Origin of the sequence: [Zimmermannella] faecalis ATCC 13722 (assembly GCF_000381765.1) — a bacterium.
In the GTDB taxonomy this organism is placed as follows: Bacteria; Actinomycetota; Actinomycetes; order Actinomycetales; family Microbacteriaceae; genus Gulosibacter; species Gulosibacter faecalis.
Window position 1 is genome coordinate 93,909 of record NZ_KB907081.1, and the last position, 15,986, is coordinate 109,894.

A 15,986-nucleotide genomic window follows, 5' to 3' on the forward strand; every position below is an offset into this window, starting at 1 on the left:
CATCCGCTTTCCTCAACCCCAACCGTCGGCGAAGATGCCGATACCACACAGAATCGAGACAACGATGTCGAAAACCTCGAGCATCCGGTATGGCACGAACACCGGCCCGGAGACCCAGGCGATCCTGACCCGCGAGCGGCCGAACTGGTTTCAGCGCTCCAATCTCAACCGCATCGGCGATATGCCGATCAGCTACTTCCTCGTCATTGCGGCGCTGATCACGTTCGCGGGCGTCATCGGCATCCTGCCGAGCTCGATGCTCGTCGGGTTCGCCGTGACGCTCGCCTTCGGCGGGCTGCTGATGTGGATCGGCAACTGGGTGCCCGTGATTCGCGACTACGGCCTGCCGACGATCCTGTGCACGTTCGTGCCCGCGATCCTGATGTTCGCCGGCGTGCTGCCGGTGAACATCTCGGATGTCGCGTCAACGTTCCTTGACGGCCAGGGCTTTCTCGACTTCTTCGTTGTCGCGGTGATCGCCGGCACGGTGCTCGGCATGCCGCGTGCGCTGCTCGTGAAGGCGGGCCCGCGCTTCGCGATTCCGCTCGTCGGCTGCCTCGCCGTTACCTTCCTCGTCATCGGCGCGGTCGGCGCCCTGACCGGCTACGGCTTCATCGACGGAATCCTGTTCGTCGCCGCGCCGGTCATGGCCGGCGGCCTCGGCCTCGGCGCCGTGCCCATGTCAGAGATGTACGCGCAGCACACGGGGCAGGAGTCGGGCTTCTTCATGGGCGACCTCATCTCGGCCGTCGTCGTCGCGAACATCTTCTGCATCCTCTTCGCCGGCCTGCTCAACGGCATCGGCAAGGCCCGCAAGCAGTGGTTCATCGGGTTCAACGGCGAGGGCGAACTGCTGCGCACGAAGGGCACCCACGCCGAGCTGAAGATGCCGAAGAAGAAGACGGCGTCGACGTTCAACTCGCTCGGCAAGGGGCTGCTCATCGCCGGCGCGCTGTTCGTGCTCGGCACCGTGCTCAACTACTACCTGCCGTTCCTGCACGCGTACGCGTGGACCGTGCTCGCCGCCGCGGCCGTAAAGCTCTTCGGCCTGCTGCCCGAGGAGCTCGAGGAGGCGTCGTCGGAGTGGGGCGACCTGCTCACGACCTACTTCGTGCCCGCGCTCCTCGTCGCCGTCTCGATGACGTACATCGACATCGCCGAAGTGCTCCAGTCGCTCACGAACCCGGCGTTCCTGCTGCTCGTGCTGCTCTGCGTCATCGTTGCCGGGCTCAGCTCGGGCATCATCGGCTGGCTCGTGCGCTTCAACTTCATCGAGATCGCGATCACGCCCGGTCTCGTCATGGCTGACACGGGCGGTTCAGGTGACGTTTCGGTGCTCAGCGCGTCGGAGCGAATGCACCTCATGCCGTTCGCCGCGATCACGAACCGCATCGGTGGCACGCTCGTGCTCTTCGTCACGTCGCTGCTCGTGCCACTGCTCGCGATCTGACGCGCACACGACGGCGCGGGGTGGGGATGCGCATCCCCGCCCCGCGCCGTCGTTGTGCGACCTAGTCGGCCGGCCCCGCGATGAGGGTTGCCGTGCCCGACTGCTCGGTGCCCGAGGACGTGGTCCAGGTGACCGTGATCTCGGTGCCGGGCTCGTACTCGGCGATGAGCGCCTGGAGCTCCGACGCACTACCGACTGCGATGCCGTCGACGGCCGTGATCGTGTCGCCGGCCGCGAGCCCGAGCTCGGCCGCGGGGGTGCTTTCGTAGACGCCGGCGACGGGAACCCCGCCCGTCGCGCTGCTCGGCGCCCCCTGCTGCGACTCGCCGATCGCGATGCCGAGGAACGCCGGCGTGCCGAGCGTGTTCGTGTCGGTCTCGACGCCGTCGATGATCTGCTGCGCCACGTCGAGCGCGGTGTCGATGTCGATTGCGTAGCCGATGATGTTCGTGCCGCCCGTCGAGGCGATCGTCGTCATGCCGACGACCTCGCCCTCGTCGTCGATCACGGCGCCGCCCGAGTCGCCCGACACGACGTCGGCGTCGAACTCGATCATGCCCGACAGCGTCTCACTGTCGCCCGAGCCAGCCATGCTCGAGGCCGTGACCGTCGCATCCAGGTCGGTGACCTCGCCACTCGCGCTCATGAGCACGCCACCACCGTTCGCGTTGCCGACGGCCGTCACCTCGTCGCCGATCGCGGGGTCGTCGTCATCGTCGATCGTCGCCGTCTCGAGGTTCGAGGCGCCCTCGAGCTGCAGCACCGCGACGTCTTCAGTCGAGTCGGTGCCGACGACGGTCGCGTCATAGGTCGCGCCGTCGGCGGTCGTCACCGAGATTCTCGTCGAGCCCTCGACGACGTGATTGTTCGTAAGCACCGTGCCGTCGGCGGTGAGCACGATGCCGGTGCCCGCCGCGGCCGAACCCTGGTAACCGAGCGACGTCTCGATGAGCACGACCCCGGTCGACTCGTCGGCGGTCGATTCGACGGCGTCGGTGCTCGTACCGGTCGTTCCCGTGCCGCCTGGCTGGCCGGAACCACCCGGCTGCTCGGAACCACCGGGCTGCTCGGTCGAGCCGTCGCCCCAGAAGTTGGTGAACGGCGCGAGCACATCGTCGAGCCCGCGCTGCTGGGCCTGCGACTGCTGCGACTGCTCGGCCGCGAGGCTCGAGGGATGCGCGGACTGGGTCATCGCGCTGCCCGCCGCGACGCCGCCGAGTGCGGCGGCCGTGACGAGACCGAGAGAGATGCCGACGACGAGGACACCGCGGCGGAACTTGCCTGCGGGCGTACGCGTATCGGCCGGTGTGGTGGCGGTGGTGTTCATGGCGGCAACTTCACCAGCGGCGATCATGGCCCGCCGATGACGAACCTATGAGCGCGCTATGCGCCCCTTCTTGGCGGCGCAGCCCGCGCGTGACTAGACTCTCCTCGCCGACGACGCGCCCAGCGCACCGCCGCCAACTGTTCCCAATGGCGGGGTGCCCCTGAGGCCGCACGACCCCGTCGCGCATTCCGGGACGCCACGCATCGGGGATCCCTGACCAAGCGCACACCTGCGCCGACTCCCGGAATGCATATGACCTCATCACCCTCAACCGCGAGCATCCCCGTCACCGACGGGGCGGCCGGCACCGACGCCGCGCCGTCGAAGAAGCTCCGCAACCGCCACGTGACGATGATCACGCTCGGCGGCATCATCGGCTCGAGCCTGTTCGTCGGCTCGGCCAACGTCATCTCGCAGGTCGGCCCTGCCGCCCTATTCTCGTACGCGATCGGCGGCCTACTCGTCATGCTCGCGATGCGGATGCTCGGCGAGATGGCGACCGCGCGGCCCACGATCGGCTCGTTCATGGAGTACGCCCGCTCGGGCCTCGGCGAGTGGGCCGGCTACCTCGTCGGCTGGCTCTACTGGTACTTCTGGGTCGGCGTCGTCGCCTACGAGGCCGTCATCGGCGGCGCGATTCTGCACGGCTGGTTCAACGCCGTGCCGTCGTGGGTGTTCGCGATTGCGCTGCTCGTCGTGTTCATCGCGACGAACCTCGTGTCGCTGCGCTCGTTCGGCGAGGTCGAGTTCTGGCTCGCGAGCGTCAAGGTCGCCGCGATCATCGTCTTCATCGCCCTCGGCGCCCTGTTCATCTTCGGCATCTGGCCGAACTCGACCCCGGGCATCAGCCACCTCTGGGACGTCGGTGGCTTCGCCCCGAACGGCGTCTGGCCGATCATCTCGGGCGTCGCGATCGTGATCTTCTCGTACTTCGGCACCGAGATCGCCGTCATGGCGGCGGCCGAGTCCGAAGACCCCGTGCGCGGCGTGCGGCAGGCAACGAACACGATCGTGTGGCGCATCCTGCTCTTCTACGTCGGCTCGGTGTTCCTCATCGTCTCGATCGTGCCGTGGAACGGCCTGCCCGACCCCGACCAGCAGGGCCCGTTCGCGTTCCTGTTCTCGCGCTACGGCATCCCGGGCGCCGACCTGTTCATGACCGCCGTGATCCTCACCGCCGTCTGCTCGGTGCTCAACTCGGGCATCTACTCGGCCTCGCGGATGTTCGCCTCGATCGCCGAGCGTGGCTTCGCGCCGAAGCTCGTGGCCCGTAAGGCGAAGAACGGCGTGCCCGTCGTCGCGGTCATCGCGTCGACCCTTGGCGGCTTCGTCGCGGTGCTCGTGAGCTTCCTGTTCCCCGACAGCGGCATCTTCGACTTCATCATGAACTCGTCGGGCCTCGTCGCCCTGTTCGTCTACGCGTTCATCGCGCTCACGCAGGTGCGCCTGCGGAACAAGATGAGCGCCGAGGAGCGCGCTGGCCTCCAACTGAAGATGTGGCTGCACCCGTGGCTCGCGTACGCGACCGTCGCGGCCGTCGTCGGCATTGTCGTGATCATGCTCGTGAGCGGCCCCTCGACGCAGGTGCAGGTGGGCACGAGCCTCGTCTCGGTCGCCGTGCTCGTCGTCGTGTGGCCGTTCGTGCGCCGCAACCTCAAGAAGTCGGGCCAGTACGGCAAGCCGATCACCGAGGCGATCGAGCGCGAGGCGTAGCCTCGGTCGAACCGCCCCGCGGCAGCTCGCCGGCGCGCTACGCGTCGGCGAGCAGCTGCTCGGCGAACACGTGCGGCGTGAAACCGGTGAGGTCGTTGATGCCCTCGCCCGTGCCGATGAGCTTGATCGGCAGGCCCGTGCGCTCCTGCACGGCGAGCACGAACCCGCCCTTCGCCGAACCGTCGAGCTTCGTGACGACGAGGCCCGTCACCCCGGCGTACTCGATGAACGCCTCGGCCTGCTGCACGCCGTTTTGCCCGGTCGTCGCGTCAAGCACGAGCAGCACCTCGCTCACGGGCGTGAGCTTCTCGACGACGCGGTGCACCTTGCCGAGCTCATCCATGAGGCCCGACTTTGTCTGCAGCCGGCCGGCGGTGTCGATGATCACCATTTCGATGCCCTCGCGCATCGCGACCTCGACGGTCTGATACGCGACCGACGCCGGGTCTTGCCCGTACTGCTGCGGCCGCACGATGCGCACATCCGCCCGCATCGCCCACGTGTCGAGCTGCTCGACGGCGGCCGCACGGAACGTGTCGGCCGCACCCACGACCACCGTGCGGTTGAAGTTGCGCAGGAATCGGGCGAACTTGCCGATCGTCGTCGTCTTGCCGACGCCGTTCACACCGACCATGAGCGTCACCGCGGGGCGCGCCGAAAGGTTGAGGGTTGTATCGAACTTCGCGAGCCGCTCCTCGATGATCTCGCTGAGCATGCGGCGCAGGTCGCGCGGGTCGGTCGTCTGGTGGTGCGCCACCTGGTCGCGCAGCGCCTCGACCACCTCGTCGGTGATCGTCGGGCCGAAGTCGGCCGTGAGCAGCGCATCCTCGAGGTCTTCCCACGTCGTCTCATCGATCGTCGCGCGTGTAAACATGCCCCGCAGGGCGCTACCGAGTGACCAGGATCTGCGTTCCGCCATGGTGCCTAGCCTACGGGAGCGGCCTCTAGGCTGGAGGCCATGCGAATTGGGCTGATCAGACACGGCGAAACCGACTGGAACAAAGAAGCGCTCTTTCAGGGCACGAGTGACATTCCGCTCAACGACACCGGTCTCGACCAGGCACGACGCAACGCCGTGCTGCTCGAGGGGCAGCCGTGGGGCGCGCTCTACGCGTCGCCGCTTCGCCGCACGACCCGCACGGCGCAGGAGATCGGCCGCGTGACCGGGCTCGGCGAACCGACCCCGCTGCCCGACATCATCGAACGCCACTTCGGCGAGCTCGAGGGCGCCACCGTGTTCCTGCCCGACGGCTCGCGCCGCCTCGCCGACCATCCGTCGGTCGAGCCCGTCGAGACCGTGCTCGAGCGCACCTACCGCGCGCTCGACCGCGTCACGAGCGAGGCCGAGGCGGATGCGCTCATCGTCACGCACGGCACGGTCGTGCGACTGCTGCTGAACGACCTGCTGCGAGTGGCCGCCCCCCGCGATCAGCAACCTCGCGCTCACGGTGATCGAAACCGACCCGACCGCGAAGCGCGGATTCCGCGTCGTCGTCGCAAACGGGTACCCGGTGTCACCCGACCTCACGCACACCGTGTAGCCTAGGGCGATGTGAAGGGGAGTATTCCTCCTCGGCGTTCTCGTCATCACGGCTGAAACACGGAGTTTCTCCCGGGAGCGTCGGCTGCCACGGCAGCGGAAGAGACCTTCAGAACGTTCCGCGAACCTTCTGGAGGCACAGTGAATCACGTCGATTTCTGGATCTGGGCGATCAGCATCGCCGTCATTGTTGGATTCTTCTTCTTCGACTTCTACTCGCACGTTCGGCACGCGCACGTGCCGTCGATGAAGGAGGCCGGCTTCTGGTCGGTCTTCTACATCGTGCTCTCGTTCGGCTTCATGTTCCTCGTCGCGTGGCAGTGGGACTGGGCACACGCGGGTGACTTCATCACCGGTTACTTCACCGAGAAGGCGTTGAGCGTCGATAACCTCTTCGTCTTCCTGCTCATCATGATGAGCTTCAAGGTGCCGAAGCTCGCGCAGCAAAAGGTGCTGCTCATCGGCATCGCGATCGCGCTCGTGCTCCGCACCGTCTTCATCATCGCCGGCGCGTGGGTGCTCGACGCGTGGGCCTGGGTGTTCTACCTCTTCGGCGCGTGGCTGCTCTACATCGGCGTCAAGCAGTTCATCGACTCGTTCGACGACTCCGACCCCGAAATGCCCGGTTGGGTGCGCCACGTCAAGCGATTCGTGCCGGCGTCGGACCACTACAACGACGACAAGTGGACGATCGTTGAGAACGGCAAAAAGGTCTTCACGCCGCTCGTCATCGTCGTCGTCGCGCTCGGCTTCACCGACCTGCTGTTCGCGCTCGACTCGATTCCCGCGATCTTCGGCATCACGCAGGAGCCGTACCTCGTGTTCATGGCGAACGCGCTCGCACTGCTCGGCCTGCGCCAGCTCTACTTCCTGCTCGACGGCCTGCTCTCACGCCTGAAGTACCTCGACCTCGGCCTCGCGTTCATCCTCACCTTCATCGGCGTGAAGCTCGTGTTCCACGCGATGCACGTGAACGAGGTGCCGTTCATTAACGGCGGCGAGCCGATTCTCTGGGTGCCCGAGATTCCGACGTGGTTCTCGCTCGTCTACATCTTCGGCGTGCTGCTCATCGCGATCATCGCGTCGCTCATCTACTCGAAGTACAACTCCTCCGACGACGACGCCCCCGCGGTAGAAGCGTCGGCCGACGAAACCTCCTCCTCCAACTAGAACCTCGCAGTTGAGTGGTCGAAAGTTGCTGTTGTGCGGCCGCACAACAGCAACTTTCGACCACTCAACTGCGGGGAATTAGAGGTGGCGTTCTTCGGGGCCGTTGTACACCGAGAGCGGGCGAATCAGGGCGTTGTTCGCGTTCTGTTCAAGCACGTGCGCCGTCCAGCCCGTCACCCGCGCCGCGACGAACAGCGGCGTGAAGGTCGGGGTGTCGAAGCCCATGAGGTGGTACGTCGGGCCGGCCGGGTAGTCGAGGTTCGGGTAGATCCCCTTGCGCTCGAGGAACTCGTCGGCGAGCGTGCGATACAGCTCGAGCATGTCCTCGCGACCGACGTGCGCGATCATCCGTTCCATCGCCGCCTGCATCGTCGGCACGCGCGAGTCGCCGTGCTTGTAGACGCGGTGGCCGAAGCCCATGATCTTCTTCTTGTTCGCGAGCGCGTCGTCGAGCCACGGCACGACGTTCTCGGCCGAGCCGATCTCGGCGAACGTGTGCATGACCGCCTCGTTCGCGCCGCCGTGCAGCGCGCCTTTGAGCGCGCCGACCGCGCCCGTAACTGCGCTGTAGAGGTCGGCGGTCGTCGACGCGATGACCCGCGCCGTGAACGTCGAGGCATTGAAGGAGTGCTCCGCGTAGAGCACCATCGACACGCGGAACGCGTCGACCACCTCGGGCGCGGCTTCCTCGCCGAACGCCATCCAGAGGAAGTTCTGCGAGTAGTCGAGGTCGTCGCGCGGCGTGACGACCTCCTGCCCGTGGCGACGGCGCTGGTCGTACGCGACGACGGCCGGCAGCTGTGCGAACAGTCGCTTCGCCTTCACGAGGTTCGCCTCGGCCGAGTTGTCCTCGGTCGTCTCGTCAGACGCGCCGATGACCGACACCGCCGTGCGCACAACATCCATGGGATGCGCCGAGGTCGGCAGCGTGTCGATCAGCGACTTCAGCTGCGGTTCGAGCGCCCGGTGTTCGCGTTCGAACCGCGCAAACTCGGCCGTCTCGTCGTCGGTCGGCAGCTCCCCGTTCCACAGCAGCAGCGCGACCTGCTCGTAGCTGCAGCGCTCGGCGAGTTCCTGCACGGGATACCCGCGGTAGAGCAGCGAGTTCGACTCGGGATTCACGCTGGAGACGGCCGTGTAGTCGACGGGCACGCCCGCGAGCCCCTTATAGATTTCCTTCGATTCCATCGAATGCTCCTTTGCAGTCAGCGCTCAACCCGAAAGTTGAACACCGAGGTGTCGAATCGGTTATACGCCTCGTAGTCGAGCAGGTCGTACAGGTCGGCGCGGTGCTGCATCTCGTCGAGCTTGTCGCGCAGGTGCCCCGACGCGGTGAGCTCGTCGAGCGCGCGCTCGGTTGCGCCCATCGAGATGCGAAGCATCGACACGGGCCAGATCACGAGGTTCATGCCGACGTCGCGCAGCTGGTCGACAGAGAACAGCTCGCTCTTGCCGAACTCGGTCATGTTCGCGAGCAGTGGCACGTCGACGGCGGCCCGCATCGCGGCGAACTCGTCGAGCGTGCGCATCGCCTCGGGGAAGATCGCGTCGGCGCCCGCGTCGACGAGTGCCTTCGCGCGGTCGAGCGCGGCGTCGAGCCCCTCGGCGGCACGAATGTCGGTGCGCGCCATGATGAGGAAGTTCGGGTCGCGCCGGGCGTCGACGGCGGCCCGGATGCGCTTGATCGCGGTGTCGTCATCGACGACCTGCTTGCCGTCGAGGTGGCCGCACCGCTTCGGGTTGACCTGGTCTTCGATGTGGGCGCCGCCGAGGCCCGCGTCTTCGAGCTCCTGAATCGTGCGGGCGACGTTCATCGGCTCGCCGAAGCCGGTGTCGGCGTCGATGATGGCGGGCAGGTCGGTGACGCGGGCGATCTGTCGGCCGCGACTGGCGACCTCGCTCAGGGTCGTGAGGCCGATGTCGGGCAGCCCGAGGTCGGCGGCGAGCACGGCGCCCGAGATGTAGACGCCGTCGAAGCCCTTGCGCTCGATCATCCGCGCCGAGAGCGGGTTGAACGCGCCGGGGAACCGCAGGAGCTCCCCCGAGGCGAGCCGTTCGCGCAGCCGCGCGCGCTTGTCGGCGACGGTCGTGGTGCTGTAGAACATTGCTCCTCCTAGAGAAACGTCGGAACGGGCCGGCTAGAACAGGCCGGCGATGGGGCTCGCGGTGAGCGTGCCCGGCGCGGCGACGATCGTGAGCTGGCCGAGCTCGTCGGGCGCGAGTTCGGGCAGGCGCTGCGCGACGTCAAGGAATCGCTCGATCTCGGCGGCTTCGAGCACGCCCTCGGCGAGCGTGCGGAACTTCGCAACGTACTGGTCGCGCGCGAACGGGCGGGCCCCGAGCGGATGCGCGTCGGCGACGGCGATCTCGTCGCGAATCTCACGCCCGTCGGTGAGGCGAATGACGACGGCCCCGCCGAACGCCTTCTCGGCGATGTCGAGCGAGTGGTAGCGGCGCGTCCACTCCGCATCCTCGACGGTCGTGACCTTCTGCCAGAGCGCGACGGTGTCGGGTCGCGCGGCGCGCTCGGGCGCGTACGAGTCGACGTGGTGCCACGCGCCGTCTTGCAGCGCGACGGTGAAGATGTACGGGATCGAGTGGTCGAGCGTCTCGCGCGACGCCGTCGGGTCGTACTTCTGCGGGTCGTTCGCGCCCGAGCCGATGACGTAGTGGGTGTGGTGCGAGGTTTGAATCTCGATCGACTCGACGAGCTCGGGGTTCGACACGAGCTCGGGATACGCGCCGTGGAGCTTCCGCGCGAGGTCGATCCACGCCTGCGCCTGGTACTCGGCCGAGTGCTCCTTCGTGTACGTGTCGAGAATCGCCCGCTTCGCCTCGCCGGCGCCGGGCAGCGGCACGGTGTAGCGGCCCTCGGGGCCGTCGAGCAGCCAGGCGATAACGCCGTCTTCGCCCTCGTAGATCGGCGTCGGGCTCGTCTGGCCGCGCATCGCCCGGTCGACGGCCTCGACGGCCATCTTGCCGGCGAACGCGGGTGCGTGCGCCTTCCACGTCGAGATCTCACCCTTGCGCGACTGGCGGGTCGCGGTGGTGGTGTGCAGCGCCTGCCCGATCGCCTGGAAGATCGTTTCCGGGTCGAGGCCGAGCAGCGTGCCGATGCCGGCGGCGGCCGACGGGCCCAGGTGGGCGACGTGGTCGATCTTGTGCTTGTGCAGCGAGATGCCCTTCACGAGGTCGACCTGCACCTCGTATCCGGTCGCGATGCCGCGCACGAGGTCGCGGCCCGTCACGCCGTTCGCGGCCGCGCGGTGCTGCGCGACCGCGAGGATCGGCGGGATGTTGTCGCCCGGGTGCGAGTACTCGGCGGCGAGGAACGTGTCGTGAAAGTCGAGCTCGCGCACGGCGACGCCGTTCGCCCAGGCGGCCCACTCGGGGCTCGTGCGCTCGTCGGTGGCGAGGCCGAAGACTGTGGCGCCCTCGCCGCCGCGCGACACGGGGTGGGCGGTTGCCTGCCCGCGGGCGGCGATGATCGGGGCACGGTTGAGCGACGCGGCCGCGACCGAGGCGTTGTCGATGACGCGGTTGATGACCATCTCGGTGACGTCGTCGTCGACCTCGACGGGGTCGGCCGCGAGCGCGGCGAGCTTCCACGCGAGCTGGTCTTCGCGGGCGAGCTGTTCGTCGGAGCGGTAGGTGCGAACTTCGTGGTCGTGCACGGTGGTCCTTTCGGCGGGGCGGGTCAGCAGGGTTGGATACTCGGTGGCGGAGACGCGGGGTCAGGTGTCGATGCGCGCGAGCGCGTTGCGCAGGCTGCGGCTGAGGTGAACGTGGGTCGCGTGCGTCGCGAGCTCGGCGTCGCCCGCGAGGATCGCGTCGACGACGAGGAGGTGTTCGGCGGCGGCCTCGCGCAGCCGATCGGGGTCGTGGCGCGCAATGCGGCGCACGCGTGCCGAGTGCAGGCGGGCGCTCGACAGCGCGGCCTCGAGGTAGGGGTTTGCGACGGCGGCCGAGATGGCCGCGTCAAGGTCGTCAACCACCTCGAAGTAGCGGGCAACGCCCGACTCCCCCGCCTCGAGCTGCTGGGGTGCCGCGGCGAGCCGCTCGCGGAGCTCGGCGAACGGTGCCTCGTCGCGCCGGCGGGCGGCGAGCGACGCGGCCGTCGCCTCGAGCGCCTGCCGCAGCTCGTACACCTCGCGGATGCGCTCGGCCGAGAGGTCGGTCACGACGAGCACGCGCGGCGACTGTGCCCGCACGAGGCCGTCGGCGGTGAGGCGCGTGAACGCGGCGCGCACCGGAGTGCGGCTCACCCCGAGCCGGGTCGACTGCTCGACCTCGGCGAGCTGGGTGCCGGGCTCGAGCACGCCGTCGAGGATCTCGTCGCGCAGTGTTGCGTACGCTCGTTCGCTCGCGCGCATCTGACCTCCTCGTAGTTATGCATACATTAACGCGCCATTACGCGAACTACCAGCCTCAGAACCTGAGTAACGTATACACAACCGGGCCATGCCCGGCGCTACGGCAGCAGCCCCTCCCGGCGCGCGGCAGCGACCGCGGCGGCGCGCGAGTGCTCCCCGAGCTTGCGAAGCACCGACCCGAGATAGCTCTTCACGGTCGACTCCGTCAGCCCGAGCTCGGCACCGATCTCGGCGTTGCGCCAACCGAGCGCGACGTACCCGAGCACGTCGAGTTCGCGCGGCGAGAGCGGCCCCCGCGCCGCGCGGGGCGCGTCGAGCTCGGGATGCGCGATGCCAACCAGGCGCCGCTCGAGCGCCTCGAGGCGCAGCCGCAGGGCGTCGTCGCCGACGTCGGCGCTGATCGCGCGCAGCTCGGCGTAGCTCGAGCGCAGCAGTTCGAGCTGTGTCGCCGTGATCGGCGCCGCGGCGCGCATCGTCACGCGGGCAGCGTCGGCGGCCCGCTCGCGCGCCCGCACGACCTGGTCTCGCGCCCGCAGCCGCCGGGCGAGTTCGGCGGCCGTGCGCTCGGCCGACCCGAGCACGACCGGGCCGAGTGGCGCATCCGTTCGGCTCGCCCCGTAAATGACGCCGCGCATCGCGCCCTCGACCTCGATTGGCACCGCAATCAGCGACCGCACGCCCTCGCCGAGCACCGCCCGGTCGTAGTCGTGCGTGATCGCTCGCGACCGGCCGTAGTGCGTCGTGAGCTTCGGCCGCCGTTCGGCGATCACGCGCCCGCCGAGACCGCGGGTCGTGCGAACGTGCAGGCCGGCCATCGTGCCCGTGATCTGCCCTCGCAGCGCCGTCACCTGCACGCCCTCGTCGCTCGCCATGCCACCGAACACGAACGGGAACGCGCCGTCGCGCTTCAGTTCGTCGAGGCTGCGTTCGAGCAGCTCGTACTCGGACAGGACACTGCTTCGTTGCATCATCGCTACCAACTTTCGGAGGTAGTAGGCACTCTAGCGAATCCCTAACTTTGGTCGACAGTGGCGCAACGTGGCGCCGCTGCCCGCCGCAGCGTTGCGGACGCGGACGAGAAGGAGGCCCCGTGCCCAGACCATCCGACGAGGAGCCCGCGGTCGACTACGTCGCCGTGCAGAACTCCGCAGAATTCCAGTCACACCGACGCAAACAGCGATCGTTCGTGTTCCCCATGGCGATCTTCTTTTTGCTCTGGTACTTCGCCTACGTGCTACTCGGCGCGTACGCCCACGACTTCATGGCGACGCCCGTGTGGGGCCACGTCAACGTGGGCCTGATCCTCGGGCTCCTCCAGTTCGTGACGACCTTCGGCATCACGACCTGGTACGTGCGGTTCGCGAACCGCAACCTCGACCCCGAATCCGAACACCTCCGCGCCGAGCTCGAAGACCTCGAGTCGAAGGCGCACGACGGGAGCCGCTCGTGAACGAATTCTTCGCCTCGGTCGGCACCGTGCTCGCCGACACCGTCACCACGGTCGAAAACAACCCTGTGCTGAACATCTCGATCTTCGTCGTCTTCGTCGGCATCACGCTGTTCATCGTCATTCGCGCGAGCCGCAACTCGCGCAGCGCCGCCGACTTCTACGCCGGCGGTCGCTCGTTCTCGGGCACCCAGAACGGCTTCGCCATCTCGGGTGACTACCTCTCGGCCGCGTCGTTCCTCGGCATCTGCGGTGCGATCGCGATCAACGGCTACGACGGTTTCCTCTACTCGATCGGGTTCCTCGTCGCCTGGCTCGTCGCACTGCTGCTCGTCGCCGAGCTCATGCGCAACACCGGCAAGTTCACGATGGCCGACGTGCTCTCGTTCCGCCTCAAGCAGCGCCCCGTGCGCACCGCGGCGGCGATCACGACGCTGGCCGTGACGCTGTTCTACCTGCTCGCACAGATGGCCGGCGCGGGCGGGCTCGTCTCGCTGCTGCTCGGCATCAACGACGCGATCGGTCAGAGCATCGTCATCGCGGTCGTCGGCGTGCTCATGATCGTCTACGTGCTCGTCGGCGGTATGAAGGGCACGACGTGGGTGCAGATCATCAAGGCGATGCTGCTCATCGGCGCGGCGTTCGCCATGACGATCTGGGTGCTCGCGCTGAACGGCTTCAGCCTCAACGCGCTCTTCGACCGGGTCGTCGCCGCGTCGGCAAACGGCGAGGCCGTGCTCGGCCCCGGCCTGCAGTACGGCACGAACCCGCTCGACTTCGTCTCGCTCGGCATGGCGCTCGTGCTCGGCACCGCGGGGCTGCCGCACGTGCTCATGCGCTTCTACACCGTGCCGACCGCGAAGGAAGCGCGCAAGTCGGTCGTCTGGGCGATCTGGCTCATCGGCGCGTTCTACCTGTTCACGCTCGTGCTCGGCTACGGCGCCGGCGCGATGGTCGGCCCCGACGTCATCGCCGAGGCGCCGGGCGGCGTCAACTCCGCCGCTCCCCTGCTCGCGCTCGAGCTCGGCGGGCCCGTGCTGCTCGGGGTCGTGTCGGCGATCGCGTTCGCGACGATCCTCGCGGTGGTGGCGGGCCTCGCGATCACGGCGGCGGCCTCGTTCGCACACGACATCTACGTCAACGTCATCACGCGCGGCGAGGCATCGCAGCACGACGAGGTGCGCGTGGGCAAGATCACCGTGGTCGTGCTCGGCATCGTCGCGATCGTCGGCGGCATCGGCGTGCAGGGGCAGAACATCGCGTTCCTCGTCGCCCTCGCGTTCGCCGTCGCCGCCTCGGCCAACCTCCCGACGATCCTCTACTCGCTCTACTGGAGCGGGTTCACGACCCGCGGGGCCGTGTGGAGCATGTACGGCGGGCTCGGCTCAGCGCTCGTGCTCATCACGTTCTCGAAGGTCGTCTCGGGCGCCGAGACATCGCTGCTCGGGGCCGGGGTCGACTTCGCGTGGTTCCCGCTGAACAACCCCGGCATCGTCTCGATTCCGCTCGGGTTCTTCCTCGGCTGGCTCGGTTCGGTCACGTCACGGCAGCGAGAGGATGTGCGCCTCGCGGCCGAGATGGAGGTGCGGGCGCTCACCGGTCACGGCGCGGAGCCGCCCGTACACCACTAGCCGTGCACCACTAGCGCGCGGGCACCTCCGCGGCCCGGATCCCGAGCAGCGACCTGAGGGTCGACTGCTCGGGATACGCGTCGCGGAACGCCCCGCGCTCGCGCAGCGCGGGCACGAGTTCGTCGCGCACGCGGCGCAGCTCGGCCCGATTGCTCACCTGCACGATGAAGCCGTCGGCCGCGCCGGCGTCCCGCCACTCGAGCAGGGCGCCGGCAATCTCGGCGCCCGTGCCAGCGACGACGAGGCGGTCGCGGCCGAGCAGCCGGGCGACGGATGCGCGCAGCGGCTGCCCCGCGTCGCGGTCGGCCGCGAGGTGGTCGGCGAGCCAGGTGCCCTCGTTCACGAGCGCGCGGGCGAGGTCGTGCTCGGTGATCGGCGACTCGTCGACGTCGCGCTCGATCGCGCGGGCGACGCGGCCCGTGAGTTCGTCGAGCGCGCCGTGCCGCACGAGGTAGGCGCGACGGGCGTCGTCGGCGTGCCCCGGCGCATCCGCGAAGGCGAGCATGACCTTGATGAACAGCTTCGGTTCGGGGCGGCCCGCGGCGAGTTCGGCGCGGATGCCCGCGCGGTACTCGAGTGCCTCGGCGATCGTCGTCTGCATGCCGAAGACGCAGTCGGCGCTCGCCGCCGCGAGCGCACGCCCCGGCGCCGAGTGCCCGGCCTGAAACACGACGGGCTCGCCCTGCCGCGAGCGCTCGATGTTGAGCGGGCCCGCGACCGCGAAGTGCTCGCCGCGGTGTTCGAGGGTGCGCACGTGCGCGCGGTCGAGGTACTGGCCCGACGCGCGGTCGCGCGGGAACGACCCCTCGTCGTACGTGTGCCAGAGGCCGCGAATCACCTCGAGGGCCTCGGCGGCGCGGGCGTAGCGGGTCGCGTGGTCGCGCTGTCCGTCGAGGCCGAAGTTGCGGGCGGCCCGGTCGCCGAGCGACGTCACGACGTTCCAGCCGGCGCGGCCGCCACTGAGGTGGTCGAGCGACAGGAGCATCCGGGCGAGGTTGTACGGCTCCTGATACGAGGTCGAGAAGGTGCCGACGAGGCCGATGTGCCGCGTCGCCGCCGCGAGGTACGACAGCACCGAGAGCGGCTCGAACCGCGAGAGGTAGTGGGGCGCGCCGTCGAGGTCGGCGAAGACCGCGTCGGCGACGAACACGAAGTCGAGCAAGGCCTCCTCGGCGAGCTGGGCAACCTCGCGATACCAGTCGGGGTTCACCGAGGCGTTCGCGGGTTCGTCTGGGTCGAGCCAGGCGCGCTCGTCGTCGGGTGCCCCCGACGCCGTCAGCATCGCCCCGAGGTGCAGCTGCGCGAAGGTCGTCATTTGACGATCATCTCACCCCG

Annotated in this window: 14 protein-coding genes; 6 read left to right on the top strand and 8 right to left on the bottom strand. The window is 68.5% G+C overall.

Annotated elements, in window-relative coordinates:
* Positions 1 to 64: 64 nt before the first annotated feature.
* On the top strand, positions 65 to 1,450 hold the full coding sequence (locus G328_RS0110390) for a 2-hydroxycarboxylate transporter family protein (RefSeq protein WP_019619292.1): 1,386 nt from the start codon (positions 65 to 67) through the stop codon (positions 1,448 to 1,450).
* Between the two features lie 61 nt (positions 1,451 to 1,511).
* On the opposite strand, the gene G328_RS15120 is transcribed toward G328_RS0110390, so the two are convergent.
* The gene (locus G328_RS15120; protein WP_051082900.1) at positions 1,512 to 2,777 is read right to left on the bottom strand and encodes a S1C family serine protease; all 1,266 of its coding nucleotides are present in this window, start codon (positions 2,775 to 2,777) and stop codon (positions 1,512 to 1,514) included.
* A gap of 252 nt (positions 2,778 to 3,029) precedes the next feature.
* Between G328_RS15120 and G328_RS0110400 the strand changes: the two genes are divergently transcribed.
* Complete coding sequence (locus tag G328_RS0110400) at positions 3,030 to 4,490, top strand: amino acid permease (RefSeq protein ID WP_019619293.1); 1,461 nt, start codon at positions 3,030 to 3,032, stop codon at positions 4,488 to 4,490.
* A 37-nt stretch (positions 4,491 to 4,527) separates the two neighbouring features.
* Here the strand turns inward: G328_RS0110400 and ftsY are convergent, their stop codons facing one another.
* Complete coding sequence (gene ftsY / locus G328_RS0110405) at positions 4,528 to 5,409, bottom strand: signal recognition particle-docking protein FtsY (RefSeq protein WP_026339810.1); 882 nt, start codon at positions 5,407 to 5,409, stop codon at positions 4,528 to 4,530.
* A gap of 39 nt (positions 5,410 to 5,448) precedes the next feature.
* Here ftsY and G328_RS15970 point away from each other — a divergent pair, with 39 nt between their 5' ends.
* Positions 5,449 to 6,036, top strand: a complete 588-nt coding sequence (locus G328_RS15970; RefSeq protein WP_019619295.1) for a histidine phosphatase family protein — start codon at positions 5,449 to 5,451, stop codon at positions 6,034 to 6,036.
* A gap of 135 nt (positions 6,037 to 6,171) precedes the next feature.
* Positions 6,172 to 7,200, top strand: a complete 1,029-nt coding sequence (locus G328_RS0110415) for a TerC/Alx family metal homeostasis membrane protein (RefSeq protein WP_019619296.1) — start codon at positions 6,172 to 6,174, stop codon at positions 7,198 to 7,200.
* A gap of 78 nt (positions 7,201 to 7,278) precedes the next feature.
* Here the strand turns inward: G328_RS0110415 and G328_RS0110420 are convergent, their stop codons facing one another.
* The 5 genes from G328_RS0110420 to G328_RS0110440 form a co-directional block, all read right to left on the bottom strand.
* Positions 7,279 to 8,388, bottom strand: coding sequence for a bifunctional 2-methylcitrate synthase/citrate synthase (locus G328_RS0110420; protein WP_019619297.1), 1,110 nt, complete (start codon positions 8,386 to 8,388; stop codon positions 7,279 to 7,281).
* 17 nt (positions 8,389 to 8,405) lie between these two features.
* Positions 8,406 to 9,305, bottom strand: a complete 900-nt coding sequence (gene prpB, locus G328_RS0110425) for a methylisocitrate lyase (protein WP_019619298.1) — start codon at positions 9,303 to 9,305, stop codon at positions 8,406 to 8,408.
* A gap of 33 nt (positions 9,306 to 9,338) precedes the next feature.
* Positions 9,339 to 10,874, bottom strand: a complete 1,536-nt coding sequence (locus G328_RS0110430; protein WP_019619299.1) for an MmgE/PrpD family protein — start codon at positions 10,872 to 10,874, stop codon at positions 9,339 to 9,341.
* 60 nt (positions 10,875 to 10,934) lie between these two features.
* The gene (locus G328_RS0110435) at positions 10,935 to 11,573 is read right to left on the bottom strand and encodes a GntR family transcriptional regulator (RefSeq protein ID WP_019619300.1); all 639 of its coding nucleotides are present in this window, start codon (positions 11,571 to 11,573) and stop codon (positions 10,935 to 10,937) included.
* Between the two features lie 98 nt (positions 11,574 to 11,671).
* Entirely contained in the window at positions 11,672 to 12,544 is an 873-nt protein-coding gene (locus G328_RS0110440; protein ID WP_019619301.1) for a LuxR C-terminal-related transcriptional regulator, read from the bottom strand.
* A 119-nt stretch (positions 12,545 to 12,663) separates the two neighbouring features.
* On the opposite strand from G328_RS0110440, the gene G328_RS0110445 reads away from it, so the two are divergent.
* Positions 12,664 to 13,023, top strand: coding sequence for a DUF485 domain-containing protein (locus G328_RS0110445; RefSeq protein WP_019619302.1), 360 nt, complete (start codon positions 12,664 to 12,666; stop codon positions 13,021 to 13,023).
* The gene (locus tag G328_RS0110450; RefSeq protein WP_019619303.1) at positions 13,020 to 14,651 is read left to right on the top strand and encodes a solute symporter family protein; all 1,632 of its coding nucleotides are present in this window, start codon (positions 13,020 to 13,022) and stop codon (positions 14,649 to 14,651) included. The genes G328_RS0110445 and G328_RS0110450 overlap by 4 nt, the downstream gene beginning before the upstream one ends.
* Positions 14,652 to 14,661: 10 nt before the next feature.
* Here the strand turns inward: G328_RS0110450 and G328_RS0110455 are convergent, their stop codons facing one another.
* A complete protein-coding gene (locus tag G328_RS0110455) occupies positions 14,662 to 15,966 on the bottom strand; it encodes an NtaA/DmoA family FMN-dependent monooxygenase (protein ID WP_019619304.1) in 1,305 nt (434 codons plus the stop codon).
* Between the last annotated feature and the right edge of the window lie 20 nt (positions 15,967 to 15,986).